The organism is Alteromonas algae (genome assembly GCF_049117195.1).
Classification (GTDB): Bacteria; Pseudomonadota; Gammaproteobacteria; order Enterobacterales; family Alteromonadaceae; genus Alteromonas.
On record NZ_CP185260.1, the window covers coordinates 3,903,589 to 3,918,715 of the forward strand.

Sequence of the window (15,127 nt, forward strand, 5' to 3'; positions counted from 1 at the left end):
GATAAACATCATTACCCTATAAGGCTGAAGTCTTATTCCCTTTTGTAAAAAATCTGTTAATTTGAAACCATGGTAATAGATTTACATGGTGCACTATGAGCAATAATACGGCAGCAACAAAGGCATTTGCCGACAGTAAAAATATCATGTGGGTAATTTTAAGTGGCGGCATGGCACTGACCTTTGTCGTTATGCTTTTTCTTCCTAACTCAGGAATGGGTAGCGGTATGGTATCTACCTATTCGGCCATGCTGTGGTGTGGTATTTTCGGAGCAGCAACACTTCGCTATTTAAGCAAAAGTGGCTGGACGGGGTTTGCTATTGGCAGCGTTTTGGGGCTTATTATCCAGTTCATCTCTCAAATTGTGTAGACGTACTGTTTACTAAACTTGATTTAGCGGCTTTCGAAGTAAACGCGCAGGGCATTGGCGTCGTATACAATGGATATACTCTAAAAAGGCCATGCTATGTCAGAAGGCGACCCGTCGAGAACCACCAAAACCATTCCATCATCGCGCTTATCGCGAATAGGTAAATTGGGCTCGCTTGCCGGAAAAATTGCCGGTAACGTACTTACTCGTGGTGCAGGGCAATTGCTTAAAGGCGAACGCCCTGCGTTATCCTCGTTACTGCTTACCCCCCAAAATATTACACGTATTGCTGACCAGCTTGCCAACATGCGTGGCGCAGCTATGAAACTAGGCCAATTGATATCAATGGATACCGGCGACTTTCTTCCCCCAGAGCTTGCCGAGATTTTAGGGCGCCTACGTGAGGATGCCGACCCGATGCCTAAAGATCAGCTGGTGGATACATTAAACAATGCCTGGGGCGAAGGATGGCAAGATAATCTACTGTATTTTTCGTTTTCTCCTATTGCAGCTGCCTCTATCGGACAAGTACATAAGGCAATAACCCTTGATGGAAAAATATTAGCTATTAAGGTGCAATACCCTGGCATTAAGAAAAGCATTAACAGCGATGTAGATAATGTGGCAACGCTGATTAAATTAACGGGGTTAGTCCCCTCGTCCTTAGACATCAAGCCTCTACTAGAAGAGGCGAAAGCACAGCTTCATCAAGAGGCCGACTACCTTCGAGAAGCCAGTATGCTTACACAGTATAATGCGGCCTTGTGTGGCGACGGCGATTTTCTGATACCCACCGTCTACGAGCCCCTAACAACAAGTACAGTGCTTGCTATGGATTATATTGAAGCAAAGCCACTGGATGTGCTGCTTGAACAACCCCAAGCGGTTCGTGACACCGCCATGACCCAGCTAATGCGCTTATTTTTCAGTGAGATTTTTGGCTTTAAACTGCTGCAAAGCGACCCGAACCTAGCTAATTACCGCTTCAATATAGAAACCAAGCAATGGGTACTGCTTGATTTCGGCGCCACCAGAACGGTGCCTGACGCAATATCTAGCGGGTACAATGCATTGCTTGTGAGCGCCGCCCATCAAGATAGCGAGGCAATGTTACAGGCGGCGCAAAAGATAGGCTTACTTACCGAAGCACATTCTGAAAAACAGCAGCGCGCGGTTGTTGAAATGGGAATGGAAGCGTGTGAAGCATTACGCGAAGCTGGGCCCTATGACTTTGGAAATACTGATTTAATTCAGCGTTTACATGAAAAAGGGATGACCTTAACCATGGAATTAGATTTTTGGCATACACCACCGGTAGATGCGTTATTTATTCATCGTAAGCTAGGTGGGCTTTATTTGCTGGCAAAGCGTCTCAACGCGCGAATAAACATGCGAGACGCGGCACAACCATGGTTATAAATATGAATAACGTTAAAGGATAGCGGCGACGTTAGTAAGGCAGCTCCATACTAAACGGTAACGCCATTTGCTCTGCACTTTTAGGCGGGTTGCCTATCATTTCGTCGTACGGCGTATCGTGCTTCATTACTGCCTTATCAACGGCACAGTGCGCAAACGCTTCACGGATATGTCCTGTACTAAAAAAGCGCATAGGCTTGTCGTGCTTATCGTAAACCATACCGCTGTTACCGCCAATGGATACATAGACTAAGTACACGTTCATTTCGAAAGACTGAACTTCTAAGTAGTCAATTACCGTTGGCTTATCTTCTATTTCGCTGAAAAAAAACTTGTGCATAACCCCTCCCGTAATTTTTGTTTTTTACGTTATGCGAGGTTTTCAGGTTCAGTTAACGCGGTTGGTTTGTTGATAATTTTTCGTGGTTGATGATGACGAACAGCCAAAAACAACATCACTAAACTTGCTAACGAACTGACCGCCAATAAAAGACCAGCAATAGGCAAGTTACCTGCGTACCATAACAATGGAAAAACCAGCAATCTTGGGGCTTCTAGTGCAAGCGCCAGCCGTGATTGGGACAAAATAAACCCGTTCTGAATACTGAGTAGAATGATGGTTATTGCAATAATTAACTGCTGCGCCCCGCTTAATGTATCGAAACCCAATAGAAAAAATAGGGTAACGGCAAGCATGACAACATGCTGAAACATGCTGTACTTGGTTACGGCTGCATTAAGTGCTGGATTAAACTTCTTAAACTCGGACAGCGGTTTCTTTTCAATGGGAAACGCTTCAGTAACATCGTCAGGTCGCCACCCGGTGCGCCCAAACCAAACACGCAGTTTATCTTGCCAGCGACGTGTGTGATAACTGTCATGCGCAAGCTGACTATACACCTGCAGGTTTGCCCAAATAGGATTAAAACTTTTTAGCGCACCACGAATACCATAAACAGGAGGTTCATTCGGCAACTCAGGAATAAAGGTATTAAACAGCCGGTCCCATATTATAAAAACGCCACCGTAGTTCTTATCGATATAAACGCGGTTTTGCGCGTGGTGCACACGGTGATTCGAGGGCGTAACAAACCATTTTTCCATCCACCCCAATGTATTTATATGCTGAGTGTGCACCCAAAATTGATATACTAAATTTAACGCGCCGACCGTAATAATAAGCTCTGGTGGAAAACCGAGTATGGCCAAGGGCAAATAAAATACCCAACTAAACAGCGCTCCACTGGTTTGACGAAGCGCCGTGGTAAGATTGTAGTCCTCGCTTGAGTGGTGAACCACATGCGCCGCCCACAATAAGCTCATTTCATGCCCCATACGATGATTCCAATAGTAGCAAAAATCGTAAAGAACAAAGGCAAGTAGCCATACCCACCAAACCGACGCATCAAGCGTAAACATCGAGACCGCATCGAAGACAAGTACGTAAATAGTAAATGGGATGAGCTGGTGCGCAAACGTCATTACACGAGAAAGCACGCCCGCACTTAAACTTGTGATAGCGTCGTTAGCCCGGTAATGCCCCGTTTTCTTTCGCGCGTCTACGAAAAGCTCAAGCGCAATAAGAATAAAAAATAAGGGTATAGCAAATAAAATTACAGTCATAACTACCACGCACAATGAATACACCTAGATGTTAACGAAATGTTGTTGTCTTACAAGGTTTTTTTGTATATCGGCGACGTTCTAGGGGTATTTACTCACAATTCACGATATTTATTTCCCATTAAGTAAACGAAATGTGACGTTGTCACGTTCAAATAGCATAGGAACGAAGATTTTCTTATTACTTGGGAACAATTCTTCTATTTGAATTTCTTATATTCAGTGCTATCTCTGGTAGTATAAATAAAAGGATTAATAGTCAGCGGAGTCATTATGAGCGAATCGTCAGAAAATCGTAGTTTAGTTCCCCATTTTCTTATTGCGGGTGCCGTACTAATTGTCATTCTAGCCGTCATATTCTGGCCATCTGAAAAGCCTGCTCCTGTCGCACCCGTGCCAGAAGTCGTTGAACCTGAGGTGACAGAGCCTGAAGCGCCTGAAGAGTTTGAAACCAGGCCAGCACCGCCTACCGTTGAACTAGAAGAGCCCGACGTCGTTGAGCCTATGCCCGAATTAGACGAAGCGCCTGAACCGCTTGATACGAGCGATCCTGCCATCAAGAATTCACTGAACGATATTGCTCAAAATAGCGATGATAGTGTCAACCGATTGCTTGTTAAGGAAGGTTTACTGCAACGCTTTGTGGTGTCTGTTACTAACTTAGCCAATAATGAAATGGCGCCAAACCATCAACTGCTAACGCCTCCAGAGCAGAGCTTCCGCGTTTACTCTCAGGCAGGGAAGCAATGGATTGATGCAGCAAGCTACAAGCGTTATACCCCGTACGTGAACCTATTAGAGTCATTCGATAACGAAGCGCTGCTTAACGTATTTAACATGTACAAAGGTGATATTCAGGCAAAGTACGACGAAATAGGCGACCCTGACACACCTTTTAATGAAGTATTACTTACCGCTATCGATCAACTCCTTGATACGCCTGAGGTACCGGTGCCGGTTGAAGTATTGTCAGACTCTGTTAGTTACACGTATGCAGACGAGCGCCTAGAAGCCCTAAACGAACCGCAAAAACAGCTATTGCGCACAGGACCTGACAACATGCGCCGCATTAAAGCAAAGCTTCGTGAGTTACAAACGTTGATAGAGCAAGATGGACTTAACTAAGTTCCAAAAACAGCTAGAGGGCGAGCAGACTACTGCTCGCGCTTTACCGCCTGTGGAAAAATGGAACCCGCCGTTTTGTGGCGATATAAACCTTAACATTGCCGTTGATGGGCGGTGGTTTTATGAAGGAAGCCCAATTGGCCGCGCGAGGTTAGTGAAACTCTTCGCCTCTGTGCTAAAGAAAGAAGATGACGACTATTTTTTGGTGACACCTGTTGAGAAAGTAGGTATTCGCGTTGAGGATGTGCCCTTCGTTATCACGAGTTGGCGCTATGATGACAAAACCCTAACGCTAATCACGCAAACGGGTGATGAGATAGCGCTAACAGCGCAACAACAACTAAAACTTAGTTCACCACCAGCGTCGTTGCAGGACGACAACGCCACGCCTATTCCCTATGTGTGTGTAAGACGAAACTTATGGGGCCGTCTGCATCAAAATGTTTATTATCAATTGCTAGAACAGGCAGACATTGTTGAGCACGATGGCGTAACTCAATTTATGCTTTCATCTAATGATTTGCGCTTTTGTATTGGCCAAGTCACCCAGTAAACACCACTAACGTTGGTAAAAACTGCACTTCGTCTTAAATTATCCGCGGTCTGTGCACGTAGTCTTTGCGTTCAATAAGTACCTACACTACATTGGTTGTTCGTCTATTTTACAACCAAAAAGAACAACGAATATGAAAAAGACACTTTCTGTACTCGCCATCGCCTTTGGCGCATCGACACTTTGCACCTCATCATTTGCCGCCACACTGATTCACGCCGGAAAAGCCTTTACCGCGACCTCAGATAAAGTACGTGAAAACGTAACGCTTGTCATAGAGGGCAATAAAATTGAAGCCATAAAGCCTGGGTTCGTAAAGGGGGATGACAACGATACTATTATCGATTTAAAAGACGCCACAGTCATGCCTGGACTCATGGACATGCACGTACACTTATCCTCTCAACATGGCGGCCCTCAAACGTATTTAGAGCGCTTTTCCTTAAACGAAGCAGACTATGCGTTGCGTGCAGCAAACTACGCCGAGAGAACATTGCAAGCCGGCTTTACCACAGTAAGAAACCTAGGTGATAGCCATTATGAAACCGTTGCGCTTCGCAATGCGATTGGTAAAGGCTATGCCACTGGACCGCGTATTTTTACAGTAGGTAAGTCTATCGCGACAACCGGGGGACATGCGGATCCCAGTAACGGCATGGCACATTTACTAAGGCCAGATGTAGGCCCCGAAGAAGGCGTGGTTAATGGTGAAACAGAAGCCCGAGAAGCCGTGCGTTCGCGATACCAGAACGGTGCGGATCTTATAAAAATTACCGCAACCGGCGGCGTATTGAGTGTAGCTAAAAGCGGTCAGAACCCACAGTTCATGGTGGATGAGCTTGAAGCTATTGTCGATACTGCAAAAGATTACGGCATGACCGTCGCCGTGCATGCTCATGGTAAAGAGGGAATGGAACGCGCCATCGTCGCGGGTGTAGATTCAATTGAGCATGGTACCTACATGGACGACGACACTCGCGCGTTAATGAAAAAGCACGGCACGTATTACGTTCCCACAATTTTGGCCGGAAAATTTGTTGCCGATAAAGCCAAGATTGATGGTTATTTCCCAGACCTGGTTCGCCCTAAAGCCGCAGCAATCGGTCCATTGATTCAAGACACGTTCGCAAAGGCACACAAAGCGGGCGTGAAAATTGCTTTTGGAACAGATAGTGGTGTCTCGGCACATGGCGACAACGGGCAAGAATTTGCATTAATGGTAGAAGCCGGCATGCGCCCTGCTGACGCCATTATCAGCGCGACCGTTAATACCGCAGACCTGCTAGGAATAAGCGATACGCTGGGAACCCTAGCCCCCGGAAAGCTTGCTGATATTGTTGCGGTTAAGGGTAACCCCCTAGACGATATTACCTTGCTGGAAAACGTGTCTTTCGTAATGAAAGATGGAAAAATTTACAAACAATAAGCGAACATTTACGTGGCATTAGGAACAAAAGTTAAAAGGAAGACACGACAATTTATTGATTCAAAGCACATGCTAACAGGCATTACTTTCGCATCGTTTTTAGAGTCGACCATTGTTCCTATTCCACTTGAAGCGGTAATGATACCGCTGATGCAAGCGAGAAGAGAAAGCTTATGGAAAATAGCATTAATGGCCACTGTTGGGTGCGTGATTGGTGCTGTTTTCGGTTATGCCCTTGGTTATTACCTCTTTGACCTTATTGGGCAGTGGATAATTGACACCTTCTTTAGCGCAGAACAGTTCGAAAACGTTAAAACGCAAATGGACAACCAAGGCTTTTGGTTCGTTATGACCTTAGGCATTGCCCCCATACCCTTTCAAGTAGCTATGCTCGCCGCGGGTGCGACGAAATTTTCGCTGCCATTATTCTTAATAGCCACCGTAATTGCTCGCTCACTTCGCTACTTTGGCCTCGCTGCAGTGGTGTACTACGCGGGCGACAAAGCCGAACAGCTAATCAAGCGGTATAGGATGAAAGCAGTAATCGCGATAACACTCGTTGTTTTATTACTGTGGTGGCTGTCTAACCTACTCGGCTAAACCCACGTTTGTTTTTAAACAACGGGCGACACATGAGAGTAAAAAAGGCGCTTAATCGCGCCCTTTTTTAATAACGTACTGATAGGGCATAGCATCGGTTTGCGATGCTACTAGCGTGTGCTCCATAAACCGACAAAAACTCGGAATATCACGCGCCGTTGAGGGGTCGTCAGCGGTAACCGACAGCGTTTCACCGTCGGCCAATTTACGAATATTTAAACGCACCATCATTACAGGCTCAGGACAACGCAGTCCTAGCGCGTCTAGGTGAGTATTCGCGCTATTGAACGCGTCATCAAAACTAGATGCCATAATTTTCACGGTACGCATTAATAGCCGCTACCTGCTCGGTGTTATTACCCTGCTCATCAAGGTAAGCAACGACATCGGCTAAGGTTACAATTGCAATAACCTGTGTATTAAAATCGCGTTCCACTTCTTGAATAGCGGATAACTCGCCTTTACCACGTTCTTGCCTATCAAGGGCAATAAGCACACCCGATAAAGATGCCTGCTGCTGCGCTATCAGAGTCATTGACTCTCGAATAGCGGTCCCTGCGGTAATCACATCATCGACCAACATAACGCGCCCTTCTAATGGGCTACCCACCAGCGTTCCGCCTTCACCATGCGTTTTTGCTTCTTTACGATTAAAGCAATAAGGCGTGTCTATATCATGATGGTCAGCTAATGCCACCGCCGTAGTGGTAGCAATAGGAATGCCTTTGTAGGCCGGACCAAACAATACGTCGAATTCGACACCCGCATCAACCAATGCGTTGGCATAGAAGCGACCAAGCTTCGCCAGGTCGCCGCCACGATTAAACAATCCAGCATTAAAAAAGTACGGGCTAACACGGCCCGACTTTAACGTAAATTCACCAAATTTGAGAACGCCACGCGCAATGGCAAATTCAATAAAGTCTCGTTGGAATGCTTTCATGTTTGCTCCTTACGCTAATGCTGCTTTTTGAATATCAAATAATTCACGTAAACCATGCTTCGCAATAGTTAACAGCTCGTCTAGCTCTTCAAATGAGAACGGTTCGCCCTCTGCGGTACCTTGTACTTCAATTAACTTGCCGGTTTCCGTCATGACAATGTTCATGTCTGTTTCAGCTTCTGAGTCTTCGGTATATTCTAAATCGGCAATGGCTGTGCCTTCGTAAATACCAACAGATAACGCCGCAATCATGTGCTTAAGTGGGTTCGCTTTTAGTATTCCTTTAGCGCGCATATAAGTAAGCGCATCAACTAACGCAACACATGCGCCAGTAATAGAAGCAGTGCGTGTCCCACCGTCGGCCTGAATAACGTCACAGTCTAAAGTGATCGTGTTTTCCCCAAGTAACTTAAGGTCTACCGCTGCGCGCAACGAGCGTGCAATTAAACGTTGAATTTCAAGCGTACGGCCACCTTGTTTACCACGGGCAGCTTCACGGCCGCTTCGCGTATGCGTAGCACGAGGTAGCATGCTGTATTCAGCCGTTATCCAGCCCTTTCCTTGCCCTTTCATAAAGCGAGGAACACCTTCTTCTACGGTTGCGTTACACAAAACCTTAGTGTTGCCGAACTCCACCAGCACCGAGCCTTCGGCGTGACAAGTAAACTGACGTGTAATAGTAACTGGACGGATTTGACTGGCGGTTCTGCCGCTTGGACGCATAGTGTTCTCCACAACGTAAATGCATAAAAATAAGCACATCGAGCAACCATTTTCATCGCTCAATAGCGTTTATTCGCTAGGGCGTTAAGTATAACCCACTAAGGCCGCCTGTTAAAAACGAACTTTCACCCTTTTCCTTTATCTGTTTTTGATGAAACTACGCTACTATAGATAATACAAGTTAGCGTGCCCCTCAAATTATTCACGACACAACTCGTCACAGCGCGTTGTTTTTGCACGCTTTCAATTTTAGAGAGAAGGATAGTTATGATTTACAGCATGACCGCATTTTCCCGCGTAGAAACTAAAAAAGAGTGGGGCTCTGCCGTATGGGAAATTCGTTCAGTTAACCAACGTTTTTTAGAAACCTACTTCCGCTTGCCCGAACAGTTCCGTTCGCTAGAGCCTGTACTTCGCGAACGTTTTAGAAAAAAGCTAGCGAGAGGCAAGGTTGAATGTGCGTTGCGATTTACCGCAAACGACGCAGCCGTTACCAAGTTAAGCTTAAATGAAGCACTTGCCAAACAAGTAATGCAAGCTGCTGATTGGGTACAGTCGCAAGGACAATCTAGTGGTGTTAACCCGCTTGATGTATTGCGCTGGCCTGGCGTTATTGCGGCAGAAGAAGCCGATATGGACACCATTCATGCCGACGTAATGGCGGGGTTCGATCAAGCCCTTAACGACTTTATAAGTGCACGCGCAACCGAGGGTGATGCACTTAAGAGCATGATTACTCAACGTTTAGATGCTATTGAAACCGAAGTTGCAAAAGTAGCAGCTCGCATGCCTGAAATAATGGTATGGCAGCGCGAAAAAGTACAAAACCGTTTTGAAGAAGCAAAAGTAGAACTAGATGCCGGCCGCTTTGAACAAGAAATGATTATGCTAGCGCAAAAAGTTGATGTTGCCGAAGAGCTAGACCGCCTAAATACACATGTAAAAGAAACACGTAACATTTTGAAAAAGGGCGGGGCAGTAGGCCGCCGTCTAGATTTCATGATGCAAGAATTCAACCGTGAGTCGAATACGTTAGGGTCTAAATCAATCAGCACCGATATCACCCAATCAGCGGTTGAGCTTAAGGTATTGATTGAGCAAATGCGCGAACAAATTCAGAATATTGAGTAGATAAATCCATAGGTCTATATTTGATTTTTTTATTATAATACAACGATATAATTATATATCACTCTGAAAAACAGCCTCCACTTACCTTTCACAGTGGTTACACAGATGGTTACATTTTGTCGTTCGATAGTGTTACACTGCCTAAATGTAACCATTTAGAATAACCAATTGATGAGAGCAGCAAGCATAAAAAACCTAGATGACTTCAAGAAAGTATCTAGTTCTAAAAAAGCAGAGAGTGGTCGAGAGGTCACTAATAAAGATTTAGACGATCTCATCAAACTGGCGAAAATCAGGCAGATGAAGATTAACGCTACTAAGTCAAAAGAAAAGAACGAGTACGTCACAAGATACTGCCTTGGCAAAAACCTGTATTTTAGAATAAAGCCTCAGTTAACTGCCTCTTTTGAAAAACGCTACGTTTATAATGACAAAAGACGTTTCATGACTCTAGGAGCGTTTGGTAAAGCATCCCTTAACATGATGACACTCAGCGCAGCAAGAGACGAAGTGGCACGTAATCGTTCGAACGTAAAAAGCGGCATTGACCCGTTAGAAGAAAAGAAGCGGACAAACGAAGTAAAATTTTTTACGTTTCATGATGTAGCTCTACAATGGCTTGAGTTGTGTGAACGAAACATTAAAAACCCACATATTCCAAAGCGTGTTTACGAAAAAGATATTAAAAGTGAACTCGGTGGACTCTCTGTTGAAAGGGTTACAGCATCCGATATTCTCAGGGTCTTAGATAAAATACGTAAATCCAACAGACCTACCATAGCAAATGATGCTTTGAGCTACTGCAAGCAAATTCTCAACTATGCAGTTGATCCATTGCGAGTAATCAGCCTAAATCCCGCATTGCAGCTAACATATCGGAATGCAGGCGGTCGTGAAAAGCCTAGAGAAAGATCATTGGAAAAAAAGGAAATTGGTCCCATTCTCCAGATATTAAGGGATAACCACGACACTTTTACTCGTGAAAACTATATAGCGTTTTGTTTGTTACTAGCCTTGGGTGTGAGAAAAGGTGAGCTAATTTCTGCTCAATGGAAAGACTTTGATTTCGACCATGGTGAGTGGATATTGGTTAAGTCACGCTCAAAAACGAACGAAGACGTGGCAATTCCAATATCGAAAATCCTTTATCCTCTTTTTAAGGAACTTAAAACGAGATCTGCTGGCTCAAAATATCTGTTTCCTAATAGAAGAGCCAGTAGGAGACGTGAGTACATTTCAGATGATACATTGAATCATGCATTAGCGAAGTTGTTCGGTGATCAACGGTATGAAAAGAAAAATGCACCTAAAACTAAAAATATAATGGCTGAATCGAACATAGAACATTTTGTAGTTCACGACCTTCGCCGTTCATTCAGAACGTTACTTTCGTCCTTGAAAGTGCAAAGTCATATAGCAGAAAAATGTTTAAATCATAAACCAAAGGGAATCGAAGGAACCTACGACCGTTATACATATTTCGAAGAACGAAGAGATGCCATGAATAAATTGGCAGAAATGCTTTTACCTTTAATGCAGCTCAACTCTGATCCGTCAGTGTCTGAATGTGCGCTATATGAAATGTCGTAGATAGAGAGTAAACCGTTAACTTTTTTGTCAGTTTACAGCAATTAATGAACAGCTTTGATGAGTGCGGCATCACTCAACATTGAGTAATGCCCGCCAGAAGGAGAATCAGTGTGGTTGGTTGTCATGGGGGCCTAGAAACCTATCACCATTGAAGTGAATCATGTGGTCTGGATTGTCTGCTATCCAAACCTCTGTTTCCCAAGCAATGTCAGCAGCGTTTTTCCTAAATTCTGCTCGGTGAGGAAAAGCTGTAACGTACACACGGCCAACCGTGCAGTCTTTAAGTGCATCTTCTAGTTCAAGCCAGCGTTTAGGGCTAACTGGGCCATGACTAGTAACCGCTTCAATAAGAAAAAGCCACTTCCGCTCTTCGTCATAAACGACAACATCGGGCAACTTATCGTGTGACATTGGCGGAACGTTTAATAAATTTAAATATTCTGTTTGTAGAATCATATGTTTCCCGCCCTCATCACGACTGCTGGCAGTATCTCCTATATAGAGCACTTTTCCGCCTTCACCAACGAACCTAGGACAAAACTCATGAATAATATCTGCATGTAATTGATTATGCGCGCCTGGTGATAAAGTGATCTCACTTCCATCTGGCAAATAAACAGGTATCTTTGCTTTATTTAATTTACGTTCATAAATTGCTTGAAGTGAAGGTGCATCTTCAAGAAATTTCACAACCAGTGCTTTCCAATCTCCGTTTGGATAGCTTTTAAGAATGTCAATTATCGGCTGATTCAGCGAGTAATTATTGTCTTTGCTATTTGTTGCTCTTGCAGGATCATCACGATTTCTATCAACGATCTGTGCTTGGTCAAACTGGTGCAATGTTTGCCGTCTGATAGTTTCGCGAGAATTTGGCTTGTAATCTTTTCCATACTCGGTACGAATAAAGTCCATTATTGTAACTGTAGGCAACAAGGGAGCACTCGCAACGTTCCAATCATCTGATGGCCTGACGCCAGCTAGTGCTAGTAAAACCCAAGCAGAACGATCATTGCATTGTTGTTTGGGCAACCCAAGAGAACTTAAAATTTCCTTTGCTTGTTCTAGTTTTTCTTCTCGCATTTTTTCCATGTAACTGTCCTATAAATTCTGAGGCCTTAATGTAACCTATGTGCAGGCTTTTATCTTTCCAATGTGCAGGTTTTTTGCGATACTGCCAATAGCATAATACTGTACAAATAAACATACTCAAATAGAAGAATAGCCTCACATATGACTGCCAGTTTGAACGAAATTGCTGATAATAATCGTGCTGTAGCAAACACGAAACTCGATGAGAAATTAAGAGGAAAATTTGGGCAGTTCATGTCCTCCACTGCTGTTTCTTCGCTAATGGCACAAATGTTCGAAAAAGTAGATGGTGATCAAAGAATATTAGATGCTGGGGCTGGCGTAGGTTCATTAACAGCGGCATTTGTTGAACATGTTGAAGCTAGGGCAAGTAGTATCGATTCAACATGCTTCGAACTATCTGAAGTAATGAATACGTACCTTGCCGACACGATGGAGCATTGCGCGAGACACTGTGAATCAGTCGGTATAGATTGGAAAAACCAAGTAATAGAAGAGGATTTTATTTCTCACTCTGTGGAATTACTTGTAAATAGTGAGTTTAAACCTAACTTCAACAAGGCAATTCTTAATCCACCATATTTAAAAATTTCAGCGAAAGGTGAAGAAAGAAAGGCACTGAGAAAGGTCAATTTCGAAACGGGAAATTTATACTCGGCTTTTGTAGGGCTGGCGATAATGCTTCTTGAGAAGGGTGGTGAATTGGTAGCAATTACACCAAGATCATTTTGTAATGGGCCTTACTTCAACGATTTTCGAAGACTTATCTTTGACAACTGCTCATTGAACAAAATCCATGTTTTTAATAGTAGGAAATCGGCCTTTAAAACAGACAAAGTATTACAGGAAAACGTAGTTTTCCATCTAACTAAAAATGAGCCACAAAGAGATGTAGTGGTGATTACTTCAAGTTCATGTGCAGAAGATCCAAATCCATACATTTACGAAGTACCTTTTGATAAGGTCGTTAGCACAAATAACCCAGATCGCTTTATTCACATTGTTACCAACGAAGCCGAATTAAATATTGCTGATAGGGCTGGCAATCTCCCTTGCAGTTTGAGTGATATTGGGATTCAGGCTAGTACTGGGAAAGTCGTTGATTTTAGGACGAGAGAAAATCTATCAATGGAGTTTGTAAAAGGCTCCGTACCATTGATATTTCCACAACATTTACAAGGTGCTTTGCTAAGGTGGCCGCTTGACGGTGGGAAGAAACCAAATGCGTTAATGAATAACGAAAATACATCTAGCTTAATGGTAAAAAATGGTACATATGTACTGACTCGAAGGCTAACAGCGAAAGAAGAGAAGAGAAGATTAGTTGCTTCTATCTACTCAGAAGAAATTGCAGACGTTGAAGAGGTTGGTTTCGAAAATAAAACTAATTATTTCCATGCTATGGGCGAGCCTCTAGAGCCTCTTCTGGCAAAAGGTCTCTGGGCTTTTCTAAATAGCACATTGATAGATAAATATTTCCGTCAGTTAAATGGGCATACTCAGGTAAACGCTACAGATTTACGTGTACTTCGTTATCCAGACAAAGCAACGCTTACTTCAATTGGAAAGCTAGTGGATGCCACTACATTCGAACAAGAGAAAATCGATGAGATCATCGAAAAATACATATGAAATTTATAGCTTTTTCTGATATTTCAATTTAACTTTACCATTGAATTAATATCAGCATGTGATATTCATATAGTTATAAAATTACGATACATCATATGAATGGTAGTCAAGAAGAAGCAACCAAAATTGCTTGTGAAATACAAAAAAGACTTAAAAATCTTGAGTTAGAAGATAGTGAAGTTGAATTAGAGAACTTAATTTCTTTAGTAATGGAATTAAAATCTTCATATCCAGAGCTAAATAATTATTCGCTTTATAACATTACTCTTTCAGATATTTTAAGAATCATAAATGAAAATAATTGCCCGATAGAAATTGATTTGACGATTGAAGAGCCACTCACTGTCGAATTACTAATTTCTGAGAATGAAAATGAACGAGATGATGTAAAAGAGAAAAGTGTCTTTTTGCTATTAGTTCTATTATTATTCCTAGAGCAATCTCACTTAGTGATAAGTATTACATTTAAGAAAAATAAAAATAATTTTCTTATCCCATTCCAGTCATATTTCAGTTTCCTAAGTAGAAATTCGCTTTTAGTTACAGGTAAATTTAATAGAAAGTTTCATTATGTAACTTCTGTGCATTCAGCTCTGTCAGACTACGGAAGCGCAAATTTTCAACTAACTGATCAGATAGATCGTTGTTTACAGCATAAACTGAATAAATCTCATATTAGTCCAGATGGCTTGTTGGACTATCCAGTCGGGTCAGAGTTAGAGAAAAATATTAGCCTATATCATGAAACGATGAGGAAAGCTGATACACTAGCTCAAAAACTAGCGATGGATGATACTAAAATTTTTAGTTTACACAACAAGTTGAGATTATTTTGACTTCTACTTCAAATTTTTCACGAAAGATTATATAGCTATATTTTAATAAAATTGTTTAAGGGAATA

The 15,127-nt window shown here is 42.9% G+C and carries 16 protein-coding genes; 10 read left to right on the forward strand and 6 right to left on the reverse strand.

What is annotated here, in order from left to right; genetic code table 11:
* Window positions 1-95: 95 nt before the first annotated feature.
* Together ACOJRU_RS17305 and ACOJRU_RS17310 are read left to right on the forward strand one after the other, a co-directional pair.
* Window positions 96-371 (forward strand): hypothetical protein, encoded by a 276-nt coding sequence (locus ACOJRU_RS17305; RefSeq protein ID WP_421132962.1) that lies wholly within the window; start codon window positions 96-98, stop codon window positions 369-371.
* Between the two features lie 96 nt (window positions 372-467).
* Entirely contained in the window at window positions 468-1,790 is a 1,323-nt protein-coding gene (locus tag ACOJRU_RS17310; RefSeq protein ID WP_421132963.1) for an ABC1 kinase family protein, read from the forward strand.
* A gap of 31 nt (window positions 1,791-1,821) precedes the next feature.
* Here the strand turns inward: ACOJRU_RS17310 and ACOJRU_RS17315 are convergent, their stop codons facing one another.
* Together ACOJRU_RS17315 and ACOJRU_RS17320 are read right to left on the reverse strand one after the other, a co-directional pair.
* The gene (locus ACOJRU_RS17315) at window positions 1,822-2,130 is read right to left on the reverse strand and encodes a DUF6482 family protein (RefSeq protein WP_421132964.1); all 309 of its coding nucleotides are present in this window, start codon (window positions 2,128-2,130) and stop codon (window positions 1,822-1,824) included.
* A 29-nt stretch (window positions 2,131-2,159) separates the two neighbouring features.
* Window positions 2,160-3,413 (reverse strand): sterol desaturase family protein, encoded by a 1,254-nt coding sequence (locus tag ACOJRU_RS17320; RefSeq protein ID WP_421132965.1) that lies wholly within the window; start codon window positions 3,411-3,413, stop codon window positions 2,160-2,162.
* A 273-nt stretch (window positions 3,414-3,686) separates the two neighbouring features.
* Here ACOJRU_RS17320 and ACOJRU_RS17325 point away from each other — a divergent pair, with 273 nt between their 5' ends.
* From ACOJRU_RS17325 to ACOJRU_RS17340, 4 genes are all read left to right on the forward strand, one after another.
* The gene (locus tag ACOJRU_RS17325) at window positions 3,687-4,538 is read left to right on the forward strand and encodes a DUF3014 domain-containing protein (RefSeq protein ID WP_421132966.1); all 852 of its coding nucleotides are present in this window, start codon (window positions 3,687-3,689) and stop codon (window positions 4,536-4,538) included.
* The gene (locus tag ACOJRU_RS17330; RefSeq protein WP_421132967.1) at window positions 4,525-5,091 is read left to right on the forward strand and encodes a DUF1285 domain-containing protein; all 567 of its coding nucleotides are present in this window, start codon (window positions 4,525-4,527) and stop codon (window positions 5,089-5,091) included. The genes ACOJRU_RS17325 and ACOJRU_RS17330 overlap by 14 nt, the downstream gene beginning before the upstream one ends.
* A gap of 133 nt (window positions 5,092-5,224) precedes the next feature.
* On the forward strand, window positions 5,225-6,517 hold the full coding sequence (locus ACOJRU_RS17335) for an amidohydrolase family protein (protein ID WP_421132968.1): 1,293 nt from the start codon (window positions 5,225-5,227) through the stop codon (window positions 6,515-6,517).
* Between the two features lie 12 nt (window positions 6,518-6,529).
* Entirely contained in the window at window positions 6,530-7,117 is a 588-nt protein-coding gene (locus tag ACOJRU_RS17340; RefSeq protein ID WP_421132969.1) for a YqaA family protein, read from the forward strand.
* Between the two features lie 51 nt (window positions 7,118-7,168).
* Here the strand turns inward: ACOJRU_RS17340 and tusA are convergent, their stop codons facing one another.
* Genes tusA through rph form a run of 3 tightly spaced genes read right to left on the reverse strand, consistent with a single transcriptional unit; the run spans window position 7,169 to window position 8,783 of the window.
* On the reverse strand, window positions 7,169-7,429 hold the full coding sequence (gene tusA, locus ACOJRU_RS17345; protein WP_421132970.1) for a sulfurtransferase TusA: 261 nt from the start codon (window positions 7,427-7,429) through the stop codon (window positions 7,169-7,171).
* Window positions 7,419-8,060, reverse strand: a complete 642-nt coding sequence (gene pyrE, locus ACOJRU_RS17350) for an orotate phosphoribosyltransferase (protein ID WP_421132971.1) — start codon at window positions 8,058-8,060, stop codon at window positions 7,419-7,421. The genes tusA and pyrE overlap by 11 nt, the downstream gene beginning before the upstream one ends.
* Before the next feature lie 9 nt (window positions 8,061-8,069).
* On the reverse strand, window positions 8,070-8,783 hold the full coding sequence (rph, locus tag ACOJRU_RS17355) for a ribonuclease PH (RefSeq protein ID WP_421132972.1): 714 nt from the start codon (window positions 8,781-8,783) through the stop codon (window positions 8,070-8,072).
* A 267-nt stretch (window positions 8,784-9,050) separates the two neighbouring features.
* Between rph and ACOJRU_RS17360 the strand changes: the two genes are divergently transcribed.
* Window positions 9,051-9,914, forward strand: a complete 864-nt coding sequence (locus ACOJRU_RS17360) for a YicC/YloC family endoribonuclease (protein ID WP_421132973.1) — start codon at window positions 9,051-9,053, stop codon at window positions 9,912-9,914.
* A 171-nt stretch (window positions 9,915-10,085) separates the two neighbouring features.
* The gene (locus ACOJRU_RS17365; RefSeq protein ID WP_421132974.1) at window positions 10,086-11,504 is read left to right on the forward strand and encodes a tyrosine-type recombinase/integrase; all 1,419 of its coding nucleotides are present in this window, start codon (window positions 10,086-10,088) and stop codon (window positions 11,502-11,504) included.
* A 105-nt stretch (window positions 11,505-11,609) separates the two neighbouring features.
* Here ACOJRU_RS17365 and ACOJRU_RS17370 read toward each other — a convergent pair whose 3' ends face one another.
* Window positions 11,610-12,593 carry a BsuBI/PstI family type II restriction endonuclease gene (locus tag ACOJRU_RS17370; RefSeq protein ID WP_421132975.1) on the reverse strand — a complete coding sequence of 328 codons (984 nt, stop codon included), beginning with the start codon at window positions 12,591-12,593 and terminating at the stop codon, window positions 11,610-11,612.
* Window positions 12,594-12,734: 141 nt separating this feature from the next.
* Between ACOJRU_RS17370 and ACOJRU_RS17375 the strand changes: the two genes are divergently transcribed.
* A complete protein-coding gene (locus ACOJRU_RS17375) occupies window positions 12,735-14,225 on the forward strand; it encodes an Eco57I restriction-modification methylase domain-containing protein (protein WP_421132976.1) in 1,491 nt (496 codons plus the stop codon).
* Window positions 14,226-14,320: 95 nt separating this feature from the next.
* Window positions 14,321-15,061 (forward strand): hypothetical protein, encoded by a 741-nt coding sequence (locus ACOJRU_RS17380; RefSeq protein ID WP_421132977.1) that lies wholly within the window; start codon window positions 14,321-14,323, stop codon window positions 15,059-15,061.
* Window positions 15,062-15,127 lie beyond the last annotated feature (66 nt).